Annotated in this window: 6 protein-coding genes, 18 tRNA genes and 3 rRNA genes; all 27 read right to left on the reverse strand. The window is 40.8% G+C overall.

Going from position 1 to position 13,748, the window contains the following annotated elements:
* Window positions 1-3 precede the first annotated feature (3 nt).
* The 27 genes from SPB_RS09780 to SPB_RS11550 all read right to left on the reverse strand — a co-directional run bounded on the left by SPB_RS09780 (window position 4) and on the right by SPB_RS11550 (window position 13,747).
* Window positions 4-91: transfer RNA gene (locus tag SPB_RS09780), tRNA-Ser, on the reverse strand.
* Between the two features lie 10 nt (window positions 92-101).
* Window positions 102-175, reverse strand: a tRNA-Ile gene (locus tag SPB_RS09785).
* 27 nt (window positions 176-202) lie between these two features.
* Window positions 203-273, reverse strand: a tRNA-Gly gene (locus SPB_RS09790).
* Window positions 274-279: 6 nt separating this feature from the next.
* Window positions 280-352, reverse strand: a tRNA-Phe gene (locus tag SPB_RS09795).
* Window positions 353-371: 19 nt separating this feature from the next.
* Window positions 372-446, reverse strand: a tRNA-Met gene (locus SPB_RS09800).
* Window positions 447-455: 9 nt separating this feature from the next.
* A tRNA-Ser gene (locus tag SPB_RS09805) sits at window positions 456-545 on the reverse strand.
* Between the two features lie 7 nt (window positions 546-552).
* A tRNA-Ile gene (locus SPB_RS09810) sits at window positions 553-626 on the reverse strand.
* Between the two features lie 19 nt (window positions 627-645).
* Window positions 646-719, reverse strand: a tRNA-Met gene (locus tag SPB_RS09815).
* A 5-nt stretch (window positions 720-724) separates the two neighbouring features.
* Window positions 725-798 (reverse strand) — tRNA-Pro (locus tag SPB_RS09820).
* A 6-nt stretch (window positions 799-804) separates the two neighbouring features.
* Window positions 805-878: transfer RNA gene (locus SPB_RS09825), tRNA-Arg, on the reverse strand.
* A 15-nt stretch (window positions 879-893) separates the two neighbouring features.
* Window positions 894-978, reverse strand: a tRNA-Leu gene (locus SPB_RS09830).
* Between the two features lie 11 nt (window positions 979-989).
* Window positions 990-1,061, reverse strand: a tRNA-Gly gene (locus tag SPB_RS09835).
* Window positions 1,062-1,076: 15 nt separating this feature from the next.
* Window positions 1,077-1,149: transfer RNA gene (locus SPB_RS09840), tRNA-Thr, on the reverse strand.
* Window positions 1,150-1,161: 12 nt separating this feature from the next.
* A tRNA-Leu gene (locus SPB_RS09845) sits at window positions 1,162-1,243 on the reverse strand.
* Window positions 1,244-1,249: 6 nt separating this feature from the next.
* Window positions 1,250-1,322, reverse strand: a tRNA-Lys gene (locus tag SPB_RS09850).
* A 53-nt stretch (window positions 1,323-1,375) separates the two neighbouring features.
* Window positions 1,376-1,448: transfer RNA gene (locus tag SPB_RS09855), tRNA-Asp, on the reverse strand.
* 4 nt (window positions 1,449-1,452) lie between these two features.
* A tRNA-Val gene (locus tag SPB_RS09860) sits at window positions 1,453-1,525 on the reverse strand.
* 16 nt (window positions 1,526-1,541) lie between these two features.
* Window positions 1,542-1,657, reverse strand: a 5S ribosomal RNA gene (rrf, locus tag SPB_RS09865).
* An 83-nt stretch (window positions 1,658-1,740) separates the two neighbouring features.
* A 23S ribosomal RNA gene (locus tag SPB_RS09870) occupies window positions 1,741-4,645 on the reverse strand.
* Between the two features lie 239 nt (window positions 4,646-4,884).
* A tRNA-Ala gene (locus tag SPB_RS09875) sits at window positions 4,885-4,957 on the reverse strand.
* A gap of 108 nt (window positions 4,958-5,065) precedes the next feature.
* Window positions 5,066-6,614 (reverse strand): 16S ribosomal RNA (locus tag SPB_RS09880).
* The 16S, 23S and 5S rRNA genes sit together here with 18 tRNA genes alongside, the layout of an rRNA operon.
* A gap of 351 nt (window positions 6,615-6,965) precedes the next feature.
* A complete protein-coding gene (locus tag SPB_RS09885) occupies window positions 6,966-8,357 on the reverse strand; it encodes an APC family permease (RefSeq protein WP_003104347.1) in 1,392 nt (463 codons plus the stop codon).
* Between the two features lie 116 nt (window positions 8,358-8,473).
* Window positions 8,474-10,480 (reverse strand): ATP-dependent zinc metalloprotease FtsH, encoded by a 2,007-nt coding sequence (gene ftsH, locus SPB_RS09890; protein WP_003103251.1) that lies wholly within the window; start codon window positions 10,478-10,480, stop codon window positions 8,474-8,476.
* Window positions 10,481-10,501: 21 nt separating this feature from the next.
* Window positions 10,502-11,044, reverse strand: a complete 543-nt coding sequence (gene hpt, locus SPB_RS09895; RefSeq protein ID WP_003105926.1) for a hypoxanthine phosphoribosyltransferase — start codon at window positions 11,042-11,044, stop codon at window positions 10,502-10,504.
* Window positions 11,045-11,048: 4 nt separating this feature from the next.
* The gene (tilS, locus tag SPB_RS09900; RefSeq protein ID WP_003105008.1) at window positions 11,049-12,332 is read right to left on the reverse strand and encodes a tRNA lysidine(34) synthetase TilS; all 1,284 of its coding nucleotides are present in this window, start codon (window positions 12,330-12,332) and stop codon (window positions 11,049-11,051) included.
* Window positions 12,329-13,615, reverse strand: a complete 1,287-nt coding sequence (locus SPB_RS09905) for a serine hydrolase (RefSeq protein ID WP_003104314.1) — start codon at window positions 13,613-13,615, stop codon at window positions 12,329-12,331. Before SPB_RS09905 ends, tilS begins: the two co-directional genes overlap by 4 nt.
* Before the next feature lie 15 nt (window positions 13,616-13,630).
* Window positions 13,631-13,747, reverse strand: a complete 117-nt coding sequence (locus SPB_RS11550) for an SP_0009 family protein (RefSeq protein ID WP_003103229.1) — start codon at window positions 13,745-13,747, stop codon at window positions 13,631-13,633.
* Window position 13,748: the final 1 nt, after the last annotated feature.

Below are 13,748 nucleotides of genomic sequence, written 5' to 3' on the forward strand. Positions count from 1 at the left end.
ATACGGAGAATAAGGGATTCGAACCCTTGCGCCAGTTACCCGACCTAACGATTTAGCAAACCGTCCTCTTCAGCCTCTTGAGTAATTCTCCAAAATAATAATGGGCACGAGTGGACTCGAACCACCGACCTCACGCTTATCAGGCGTGCGCTCTAACCACCTGAGCTACGCGCCCAAGCCTATAGCTTGGGTAAAACTATAAAGCGGGTGACGAGAATCGAACTCGCGACAACAGCTTGGAAGGCTGTAGTTTTACCACTAAACTACACCCGCTAATAATGGCGCGAGACGGAATCGAACCGCCGACACATGGAGCTTCAATCCATTGCTCTACCAACTGAGCTACCGAGCCATCAACAAATCTATGTTTATTGCGGGAGCAGGATTTGAACCTACGACCTTCGGGGTTATGAGCCCGACGAGCTACCTAACTGCTCCATCCCGCGATATTAAAAAGGAGGATGTGGGATTCGAACCCACGCACGCTTTTACACGCCTGACGGTTTTCAAGACCGTTCCCTTCAGCCGGACTTGGGTAATCCTCCATGTTTATGGACCTTGTAGGACTCGAACCTACGACCGCTCGGTTATGAGCCGAGTGCTCTAACCAGTTGAGCTAAAGGTCCAAGTAATCCATAAAAATAATAGCGGCGAAGGGGATCGAACCCCCGACCTTCCGGGTATGAACCGGACGCTCTAGCCATCTGAGCTACACCGCCATCAATCGGGAAGACAGGATTCGAACCTGCGACACCTTGGTCCCAAACCAAGTACTCTACCAAGCTGAGCTACTTCCCGAATTGATGCACCCTAGAGGAGTCGAACCTCTAACCGCCTGATTCGTAGTCAGGTACTCTATCCAGTTGAGCTAAGGGTGCTACTTATTAAATTAATGCCGAGGACCGGAATCGAACCGGTACGATGATAACCATCGCAGGATTTTAAGTCCTGTGCGTCTGCCAGTTCCGCCACCCCGGCTATACCTCTAAAGCGAACGACGGGATTCGAACCCGCGACCCCCACCTTGGCAAGGTGATGTTCTACCACTGAACTACGTTCGCAACTATTTAAAAAAATGCCGGCTACATGATTTGAACACGCGACCCTCTGATTACAAATCAGATGCTCTACCAACTGAGCTAAGCCGGCTTATTATCTTTATGCGGGTTAAGGGACTTGGACCCCCACGCCGTTAAGCGCCAGATCCTAAATCTGGTGCGTCTGCCAATTCCGCCAAACCCGCTTAAGATGACCCGTACTGGGCTCGAACCAGTGACCCATTGATTAAAAGTCAATTGCTCTACCAACTGAGCTAACGAGTCTTAATTGAATCTAAATCCAATTAAAAATGAAACCAGATTAATATCGATTTCAACGGTCCCGACGGGAATCGAACCCGCGATCTTCGCCGTGACAGGGCGACGTGATAACCGCTACACTACGGGACCTTTATGGGAGTTAACGGGTTCGAACCGCTGACCCTCTGCTTGTAAGGCAGATGCTCTCCCAGCTGAGCTAAACTCCCAATGAGTATTCTTTAAGCTAAGCGACTTCCGTATCTAACAGGGGGCAACCCCCAACTACTTCAGGCGTTCTAGGGCTTAACTACTGTGTTCGGCATGGGTACAGGTGTATCTCCTAGGCTATCGTCACTTAACTTTGAGTCCACTCAAAATTGAATATCTATATTCTAACAAGTTTGACCAAAACTGTCAATAAACTATTTGTTCATACTTATCTTAGGATAAGTCCTCGAGCTATTAGTATTAGTCCGCTTCATATATCGCTATACTTCCACTTCTAACCCTATCTACCTGATCATCTCTCAGGGCTCTTACTGATATAAAATCATGGGAAATCTCATCTTGAGGGGGGCTTCGCACTTAGATGCTTTCAGCGCTTATCCCTTCCCTACATAGCTACCCAGCGATGCCTTTGGCAAGACAACTGGTACACCAGCGGTAAGTCCACTCTGGTCCTCTCGTACTAGGAGCAGATCCTCTCAAATTTCCTACGCCCGCGACGGATAGGGACCGAACTGTCTCACGACGTTCTGAACCCAGCTCGCGTGCCGCTTTAATGGGCGAACAGCCCAACCCTTGGGACCGACTACAGCCCCAGGATGCGACGAGCCGACATCGAGGTGCCAAACCTCCCCGTCGATGTGAACTCTTGGGGGAGATAAGCCTGTTATCCCCAGGGTAGCTTTTATCCGTTGAGCGATGGCCCTTCCATGCGGAACCACCGGATCACTAAGCCCGACTTTCGTCCCTGCTCGAGTTGTAACTCTCGCAGTCAAGCTCCCTTATACCTTTACACTCTACGATTGATTTCCAACCAATCTGAGGGAACCTTTGGGCGCCTCCGTTACCTTTTAGGAGGCGACCGCCCCAGTCAAACTGCCCGTCAGACACTGTCTCCGATAGGGTTAACCTATCTGGGTTAGAGTAGCCATAACACAAGGGTAGTATCCCAACATTGCCTCAGACGAAACTGGCGTCCCGTCTTCAATGGCTCCTACCTATCCTGTACATGTGGTACAGATACTCAATATCAAACTGCAGTAAAGCTCCATGGGGTCTTTCCGTCCTGTCGCGGGTAACCTGCATCTTCACAGGTACTAAAATTTCACCGAGTCTCTCGTTGAGACAGTGCCCAAATCATTACGCCTTTCGTGCGGGTCGGAACTTACCCGACAAGGAATTTCGCTACCTTAGGACCGTTATAGTTACGGCCGCCGTTTACTGGGGCTTCAATTCATACCTTCGCTTACGCTAAGCACTCCTCTTAACCTTCCAGCACCGGGCAGGCGTCACCCCCTATACATCATCTTACGATTTAGCAGAGAGCTGTGTTTTTGATAAACAGTTGCTTGGGCCTATTCACTGCGGCTGACGCTAACGCCAGCACCCCTTCTCCCGAAGTTACGGGGTCATTTTGCCGAGTTCCTTAACGAGAGTTCTCTCGATCACCTGAGGCTACTCGCCTCGACTACCTGTGTCGGTTTGCGGTACGGGTAGTATGTAATTAAACGCTAGAAGCTTTTCTTGGCAGTGTGACATCACTAACTTCGCTACTTAATTTCGCTCCTCATCACAGCTCAATGTATTAGGTATAAGCATTTGACTCATACCACACCTCACTGCTTGAACGTGCTCTTCCATTCGCACGCTTTAGTTAGCCTACTGCGTCCCTCCATCACTTTACATACTAGTACAGGAATATCAACCTGTTGGCCATCGAATACACCTTTCGGTCTCTCCTTAGGTCCCGACTAACCCAGGGCGGACGAGCCTTCCCCTGGAAACCTTAGTCTTACGGTGGACAGGATTCTCACCTGTCTTTCGCTACTCATACCGGCATTCTCACTTCTATGCGTTCCAGCACTCCTCACGGTATACCTTCTTCACACATAGAACGCTCTCCTACCATTACCTCTAAAGGTAATCCACAGCTTCGGTAAATTGTTTTAGCCCCGGTACATTTTCGGCGCAGGGTCACTCGACTAGTGAGCTATTACGCACTCTTTGAATGAATAGCTGCTTCTAAGCTAACATCCTAGTTGTCTGTGCAACCCCACATCCTTTTCCACTTAACAATTATTTTGGGACCTTAGCTGGTGGTCTGGGCTGTTTCCCTTTCGACTACGGATCTTAGCACTCGCAGTCTGACTGCCGATTATATCTCGTTGGCATTCGGAGTTTATCTGAGATTGGTAATCCGGGATGGACCCCTCACCCAAACAGTGCTCTACCTCCAAGAGACTTAACATCGACGCTAGCCCTAAAGCTATTTCGGAGAGAACCAGCTATCTCCAAGTTCGTTTGGAATTTCTCCGCTACCCACAAGTCATCCAAGCACTTTTCAACGTGCCCTGGTTCGGTCCTCCAGTGAGTTTTACCTCACCTTCAACCTGCTCATGGGTAGGTCACATGGTTTCGGGTCTACAACATGATACTAAGTCGCCCTATTAAGACTCGGTTTCCCTACGGCTCCGTCTCTTCAACTTAACCTCGCATCATATCGTAACTCGCCGGTTCATTCTACAAAAGGCACGCTCTCACCCATTAACGGGCTCGAACTTGTTGTAGGCACACGGTTTCAGGTTCTATTTCACTCCCCTTCCGGGGTGCTTTTCACCTTTCCCTCACGGTACTGGTTCACTATCGGTCACTAGAGAGTATTTAGGGTTGGGAGATGGTCCTCCCAGATTCCGACGAGATTTCGCGTGTCTCGCCGTACTCAGGATACTGCTAGAGTCATTTACTATTTTAAATACGAGGCTATTACTCTCTTTGGCTTACCTTCCCAGGTAATTCTTCTATAGTATTTGATCCCACGTCGCAGTCCTACAACCCCGAGGAGTAAACTCCTCGGTTTGCCCTTCTGCCGTTTCGCTCGCCGCTACTAAGGCAATCGCGTTTGCTTTCTCTTCCTGCAGCTACTTAGATGTTTCAGTTCACTGCGTCTTCCTTCTCATGACCTTAACAGTCATGGATGACATGCATTACATGCCGGGTTCCCCCATTCGGACATCTCTGGATCTTTGCTTACTTACAGCTCCCCAAAGCATTTCGTCGTTAGTCACGTCCTTCATCGGCTTCTAGTGCCAAGGCATCCACCGTGCGCCCTTATTAACTTAACCTTATTTCCAGTCTTTCGACCTTTCTTTTAATTTTTTTTAATATGTTCGCGTTTATCTTTTTTTTCGGTTTATTTCTTGTTACTTTTTTCTACAATTAATTTCTTAATTGTGGAATTTGATATAGATATTCAATTTTCAATGGACTATGTTAGGATTTTTATCCTACTTATCTAGTTGAACACGAGATTAATTTCTTAAGAAATTTCGGCAAGCCGAACATCTCTTTGTATCCTAGATAATGGAGCCTAGCGGGATCGAACCGCTGACCTCCTGCGTGCAAAGCAGGCGCTCTCCCAGCTGAGCTAAGGCCCCAACTAATAAACTGGTTGTTACATTATTAGTGGTGTTTCTATCTCATTACTTTAATAAGACCTCTCAAAACTAAATAAGACTTTTCCTAACGTGCTTCCATTTCCTTAGAAAGGAGGTGATCCAGCCGCACCTTCCGATACGGCTACCTTGTTACGACTTCACCCCAATCATCTATCCCACCTTAGGCGGCTGGCTCCTAATAGGTTACCTCACCGACTTCGGGTGTTACAAACTCTCGTGGTGTGACGGGCGGTGTGTACAAGGCCCGGGAACGTATTCACCGCGGCGTGCTGATCCGCGATTACTAGCGATTCCGACTTCATGTAGGCGAGTTGCAGCCTACAATCCGAACTGAGATTGGCTTTAAGAGATTAGCTTGCCGTCACCGGCTTGCGACTCGTTGTACCAACCATTGTAGCACGTGTGTAGCCCAGGTCATAAGGGGCATGATGATTTGACGTCATCCCCACCTTCCTCCGGTTTATTACCGGCAGTCTCGCTAGAGTGCCCAACTTAATGATGGCAACTAACAATAGGGGTTGCGCTCGTTGCGGGACTTAACCCAACATCTCACGACACGAGCTGACGACAACCATGCACCACCTGTCACCTCTGTCCCGAAGGAAAGTCCTATCTCTAGGACGGTCAGAGGGATGTCAAGACCTGGTAAGGTTCTTCGCGTTGCTTCGAATTAAACCACATGCTCCACCGCTTGTGCGGGCCCCCGTCAATTCCTTTGAGTTTCAACCTTGCGGTCGTACTCCCCAGGCGGAGTGCTTAATGCGTTAGCTGCGGCACTAAGCCCCGGAAAGGGCCTAACACCTAGCACTCATCGTTTACGGCGTGGACTACCAGGGTATCTAATCCTGTTTGCTCCCCACGCTTTCGAGCCTCAGCGTCAGTTACAGACCAGAGAGCCGCTTTCGCCACCGGTGTTCCTCCATATATCTACGCATTTCACCGCTACACATGGAATTCCACTCTCCCCTTCTGCACTCAAGTTATCCAGTTTCCAAAGCGAACCATGGTTGAGCCACGGCCTTTAACTTCAGACTTAAATAACCGCCTGCGCTCGCTTTACGCCCAATAAATCCGGACAACGCTCGAGACCTACGTATTACCGCGGCTGCTGGCACGTAGTTAGCCGTCCCTTTCTGGTTAGTTACCGTCACGTAATGGATTTTCCACTCCCATTACCGTTCTTCTCTAACAACAGAGCTTTACGATCCGAAAACCTTCTTCACTCACGCGGCGTTGCTCGGTCAGGGTTGCCCCCATTGCCGAAGATTCCCTACTGCTGCCTCCCGTAGGAGTCTGGGCCGTGTCTCAGTCCCAGTGTGGCCGATCACCCTCTCAGGTCGGCTATGTATCGTGGCCTTGGTGAGCCGTTACCTCACCAACTAGCTAATACAACGCAGGTCCATCTCATAGTGAAGCAATTGCTCCTTTTAAATTTAGTACATGAGTACTTAATTGTCATGCGGTATTAGCTATCGTTTCCAATAGTTATCCCCCGCTATAAGGTAGGTTACCTACGCGTTACTCACCCGTTCGCAACTCATCTGACTAGTGCAAGCACCAGTCTTCAGCGTTCTACTTGCATGTATTAGGCACGCCGCCAGCGTTCGTCCTGAGCCAGGATCAAACTCTCATTTATATGTTAATTTGATGTTTAACTCATTCTTATCTGTCGCTGACAGATTTATTGTTTTTTTGTTACTTAATTGACAGGTAATATGCATAAACATATCACCCTGCACGTTTGGTTTTTGTCTTATTCAGTTCTCAAAGGTCTTCTTATCTCTTACGAGACAACTATTATATTCTATCAGGTCACAATGCCTTTGTCAATAGTTTTTTACTACTTTTGTTTGTTTTAAAACTATGACTCGGAGTTGTTTTGACAGCTTTATAAGTATAGCTATATTTCAATAGTTTGTCAATACTTTTTTCTTAATATTTCATTTTTTTACAAAACGATTTCACAAAAAAATCCCTATCGGGATTTTTATTTATTTTCTGTTGAATTTTTATAACCGTATATGATATAAATTAGTGTCCCAATAACCGTTGTCGTAATGAATGCAATCCATGTTACTTTCATATATTGACTCATGAATGACAAACAAATAATAATTGCTAATATAGGAAGAAAAGGTACAAACGGTGTTTTAAATTCTCCTTTTTTGGGATTTCCCATATCTTTTCTTAATTTAATAATTGCGATGGACATTATAATCAAATATGCCAAGGTACAGATATTTACAAATTCTGCCAAGCTTGCTAATGGAACTAAACCTGCACATACCATAGCTAAAATACAAACTAAAATTGTCGCATTTTTTGGAACAAAGCTTTTCTTTGTAATCTTACTAAGACTTCTTGGTAGGAGGCCATCACGACTAATTGAATACACAATCCTAGCAAGAGCGAAAGTCATTGATATACAAACAGTGATTAATGTTAGAACTGCAACAATTGATACATAGTTAGCAGCCCAACCTATTCCAATACTTCTAAGAGCAAACGAAACTGCATCAGGAACATTCAGTTTGGTGTAATGAACAATTCCTGTTAAAATCATTGTTACAATTATATAGAGAACAGTTACTATCATTAAAGATAGAGCAATTCCTTTTGGAATTGTTTTTTGTGGATCCTTAACTTCATCAACAGTCATAGAAATTGATTCAAATCCTAAAAAGGCAAAAAACATAACTGATGCCCCTGCAAAAATACCAGACTGACCACCGTAAATTTTTCCTAAACCAAATGGTGCAAAATTAGACCAATTTTCAGGTTTAATAAAGAAGATACCAACAATTATAAACAAGAACAATGCTGAAAACTTTAGAATTACTAATAAACTGTTGAATCTTAATGCAGTTTTACTATTCATTAAAACAACAGACATTACGGCGAGCATAACAAGTACAGGAAGAATATCAATATAAGTTCCTTGACTGGGATTAAAAGTCCCATTTAACACCTTAGGAATCACTATTCCATAACTACTAAGAAGGCCTTTTAAATAACTTCCCCATCCCACTGCAACACTTGAAATTGCAGTTAAAAATTCCATTATGATATACCAGCCTACTATCCAAGCAGGAAATTCTCCTAAAGTTGCATAGACATAACTATAAGCTCCACCATTTGCAGGTATACGAGAAGCAAATTCAGCATAAAATAAAGCTAAAATACTTATGGCTAGTGCTGAAATTACAATTGAAATCATCAATGCTGGTCCTGCATACTGTGCAGCACCAATACCTGTTATTGTAAATATACCCGTTCCAACCATCGAACCTAGGCCTAAAAATATCAAGTCATTTACTTTTAAATGCCTTCTCATTTCAGTTTTACTTACACTATTATTCTTTTTTCGAAAAATTGTCATGTTCTTTTCCTTCTTTACTTGATTTCTAATAGTTTATCACAGCTCACAAGGAAAGTAAATTCCATAATAAAAGCCATTGAAATAGGATTTTAAACTTTTTCTAATGGCTTTTTTCACTATTCTTCTGTTGAATGTTCCTGTGATGATGGATTTTCATCTTCAGTAATCATTTTATCTTTAATTTCTTCATATGATAATGCATGAACATCATCATTATCTCCATCTTTATCCTCTGGCATTTTACCAGTTTCATAGATAGATTTAATTTGAGCAGCATCAAGAGTTTCATATTTTAATAATGCTTCTGCAATTAACTTATGAGTTTCTCTATTTTCATTAATAATGTCGGCTGCTTTATTACGAGCTTGATTTAATAATTCTCTTACTTCATCATCAATCATTTGTGCTGTTTGAGCAGAATATGATTTTTCAGTAGTCATTTGACCAGGCATCATAGCATGATTACCTTCATATTGAACTGGTCCAAGTTTTTCACTCATACCATATTCAGTAACCATAGCACGGGCCATTTGAGTTGCTTGTTCAAAGTCATTTGATGCACCAGTAGTTTGGGCATTAAAGATAATTTCCTCAGCAACACGTCCACCCATAAGACCAGCTAATTGTTCATTTAAGTCATCCTTAGATAGTAACATTTGATCTTCTTTAGGAAGGGCAATCATGTAACCACCCGCACGACCACGAGGAACAATTGTAACTTTATGAACAACACGCGCATTTGATAATGTTAAACCAACAATTGTATGCCCAGCCTCATGGTATGCAACCATTTCACGTTCGCGTTTCGAAATCGTACGATCTTTCTTAGAAGGTCCAGCAATAACACGATCTTCAGCCTCATCAATATCAGAAGCATCAATTTTCGTCTTATTTCGACGAGCAGCTACAAGCGCAGCTTCATTCAGAACGTTTTCTAAATCTGCACCCACAAAACCAGGGGTTTGTTGGGCAACAACTTTAAGATTAACGTCTTCATCAAGTGGTTTATTTTTTGCATGGACTTTAAGAATTGCTTCGCGTCCTTTAACATCTGGGCGACCAACTAAGACTTTTCTGTCAAAACGACCTGGTCTAAGCAGTGCAGGGTCTAATACATCACTACGGTTAGTTGCTGCAATAACGATGATGCTTTCATTACCTTCAAATCCATCCATTTCAATCAATAGTTGATTCAAAGTTTGTTCACGTTCATCGTTACCGCCACCCATACCAGCTCCGCGACGACGACCAACAGCATCGATTTCATCAATAAAGATAATTGCACGTTCAGCTTTCTTCGCATCCTCAAAAAGAGAACGGACACGGCTAGCACCGACCCCAACAAACATTTCAACGAAGTCAGAACCAGAAATACTAAAGAAAGGAACAGCTGCTTCACCAGCAACAGCTTTTGCAAGTAAAGTTTTACCAGTTCCGGGAGGCCCCTCTAAAAGAACACCAGACGGAATACGAGCACCCAAAGCTTTATATTTTTTTGGATTTTTAAGAAAATCAACAACTTCAACAAGTTCTTGTTTTTCTTCCTCTGCTCCTGCTACATCAGTAAAACGAACTTTAACATCGTCTTTATTTTGTGATTTAGCTTTATTTTTACCAAAACTCATTGCACCACGAGCGCCACCGCCACCTTGATTCATCATCATAATCATAAAACCAGCGAAAATGACAATAGGTAGGAAACTCATCAGCAATGAAATCCAAGTGCCGCTTGAACTTTCTGGCTTAACAGTAATTATTGTACCAGATTTATCAGCTGCACTCGTAACCTCTTTTAGTGTAGAATCTGTAGGTAATACTAAAGCATTAAATTCAGAAACTTCTCTAGCTGAACCAGGTCCAAAAAAGGAAATATTGGGATCAGATTTTACTTTTTTTGGCTTATCATATTCACCCTTAACTTGGATGATACTGCCACTTGGTTGATAAGTTATGCTTTTAACATCACCAGCCTTAACTTGTTTGATTAGCTTTGAATAACTAATCTGTTGGCTTTGTGTACTTGTTCCTTTTAAATAATATTGAAAACCTGTGATAACCACAACAATCAATAAAATATAAATAAAAGAATTTTTCACAAATCCGTTATTCTTATTATTTTTCATATAGTGATAATTGACCTTTTTCTATTTTGTATAGACTTCTTCTTTTAATACTCCAACGTACGGTAGATTACGATAGTTTTCCGCGTAATCTAAACCAAATCCTACAATAAATTCATTTGGTACATCATAACAAACATAGTCCGCATCGATATCGACAACACGACCTTCAGGTTTGTCAAACAAAGTAACAATTTTTACTGAATTAGCTTGACGGTATTTAAACATATCACGTAAATATTTCAAAGTACGTCCAGTATCAATAATATCTTCGACAAAGATAATATCTCTACCTTCAATATTTGTGTCCACATCTTTTAAGATTTGAACTTCACCACTACTTGTAGTACCGCCATGATAACTAGAAACGACCATGAAATCAATTTCAACATGAGTATCAATGTGCTTCATTAATTCAGCCATAAATGGAACTGATCCTTTTAAAACACCAACCATTAAAGGATTTTTCCCTTGATAATCTTCAGTTAGTTTTTGACCTAGTTCTTTTGTTTTGTTAATAATGTCTTCTTCTGAATAGAGGATTCTTTTAATATCTTGCTCCAGCATGATGTCACCTTTTTTCTAATTTTTCAACATACAGTTTAGCCAACATTATATCATGTTTAGATGCTTTTCTCAAATATGTTTTATCAGCAATAATAACAAATATAATCTGGTCATCTTGTAATCCAATTATAGCATTTTCTCGCTCTTTAGCAGTGAATTTGTCATCTATAAAGAGTCTTCTGATTTTTTTTGAAAATTGACCAAAATCAATTTTATCACCAGCCTGTCGTCCACGCAAAGTAATTGGTGTCATCTGATAGACTGGTATTTGAAATACACTATCTTGTTCTTGAGATAAGGGACTAAAGGTAAAAGTAAAATTATTGTACTTATTACTAGTACCATATTCTATCAGAACATGACTGAGATTTCCCTCCGTCTTTGGACTGAATTTTTCAATAACAAATTGATTTTCTTGAATGTCTAATTGATAACTTTGATTTATCGGATATGTCCCAATTTTTTTACGTCTAACTAATGATAACAAATCCTCAAATTGACTTTTTGAGATCACTAAATCAGTAAAGCGTTCGAGATATTCTTGAAAACAAAAAAATTGAACAGCTCTGCTATTCCCCAAAAAATACGAAAATTGATTGAGTTTATCAGCATAGATTAAATCTTTCAAAGCTTGAACAAGCAAGTGAGATTCTTGAGCTAAATCTCGCAAAGCAAAATCAAACTGCGGATTTTCCTGTCGTAGTTCCGGAAGATACTGATTTCTAATCCGATTTCTTAAGTAGTCATTTGTTTGATTAGAAGCATCTTCAAAGTGAAAGATATCTGGCAAGTCAGCTTTAGCTATGGTTAGAAAAGGCCGGATTAGTTGACCACTTCCAAAAGATTGACACTCTTTAATAGAAGAAAGGTGTCTTAATCTCGTTCCTCTGAGCAGACGCATAAAGACTGTTTCAACTTGATCGTCTGCATGATGAGCTGTCACCAAGGCAGAATAATTTTCAGTTTCCATGATTTTCTTAAAAAAAGCATAACGAAAATCACGGGCTTTGCTTTCACTAAAATGACCTGAAAAAGCTGTTTGATAAAAAGGAATATTATTTTTTTTTGCCCAAGATTCGAGATAGGCTTCTTCTTGATCAGATTCCAAACGTTGTTTGTGATTGACATGTGCAATTGCAATATTAATCTCCAAATTTTTCTGGTTAACATGCAAAAAGTGCAGTAAATTCATTGAATCTACTCCACCAGATACTGCTATTAATACCCGTTGATGTTGGTCGAATAAGCCTTTATTTTTGATATAATTATAAATTTTTTGATATGTCATTTTAATATAGAGTATACGTCATCGGCAATTTTACTTAAATCATCATAATCTGACTTATCAGTAAAAATAGAAAGGATAAATGGAGAATCAGCATAAACAATGGCGACATCATGCTTATAATCATAAGCATCTCCAATTTTATGAGCTACTGGAACTTTGATGTTTTTAGAAATACGTTGATCATCAAAATCAGTATGGGATAAGTAAGATACTATCTTGCCATTTTGATAATAGATAGCTTCCATTACACTAGCTGCTTGTCGTGAAGATAAATTGCGTTTTTCCATATCCCATGGTGCTCCAGATAAAGCTTGCATTTGGGTAGAAAAATTTGAAGTATATTTATCAGCACCATAATATCCTAAAATATTAGTAGCCACATTGTCTGAATGCTGGGAAACACCTTGTAATAAGTTATCTACACTATATTCTTTATTGTCAGCTTTTTTACTAATTTGACCGGAACCTGAAGGATCATAGTCACCATTAAAATGATTGACTTGATCGACATACTTAAATTTGCTATCAAGTCTTAATTGTCCATTATTGACTCTTTCCTGAACAAAATATAAAGTTCCTAATTTAGCAATACTAGCTGCATACATTTGTTTGTCAGCATTAATTCCTGCACTTGCTTGTGTATTAATCTGTTTCACAAAAACAGAGTAATTATCTTTATTATATTTTTCAGAAAGCATTTCTTGAACTTTAATCATCCGGTTATCTGAGGTCGACAAGCCACTAGCAGAAACCCAACCTTTATCATCAATATAATAATAATTACCTTGTTGTGTTTGTGCTAGCTTACTAGCATGGACTTTCTGATAACTGTCAATTGTCTTTTTAGAAGCTGGAATTCCCTTAACATAAGGTTGATCATATACTGTAAGATTTGGTTGTGTCCAAAAATCTTGATTGACTTCTAGTTGATTGATTAAGGTGTCATCAAAAATCAATTGCTTATTAGCTTCAATGTAATTACCATCAGTTAAATGAAAGACGGGTTTCCCGTTAGCATTAATCAGTAAATCTGTAATTTTGAAATCTTCATTGGGAACAATTGCTTTAGCAAATTGACTTAATTCTAAATCTTTGTAACTATTTACTTCCGAGAAAACATTAGGATTACTAGGTATTGAATTAAAATAAGTGACCTTGGTAATCACTGACTGACCTAATTGAAAAATTTTTTCTTTACTTAAGTGAAGCGTCTTCTCAGTAGAAATAATTGGAATTGGAGACATGAAAAAAAATATTACAAAAATAGCTAGTAATTTCTTCATTTTATCTCCTTTCCCTTATTTATTTTCCTGATAGGTATCTTCTTTTAGTTTTTGATTTTCAGCATGTAACTCTTCTAATTTTTGATCAGAATAGGCTAAAAATGTTTCGATTTTTTTAATCATATCATCCATA

The organism is Streptococcus parauberis NCFD 2020, from assembly GCF_000187935.1.
GTDB classification, from domain to species: domain Bacteria; phylum Bacillota; class Bacilli; order Lactobacillales; family Streptococcaceae; genus Streptococcus; species Streptococcus parauberis.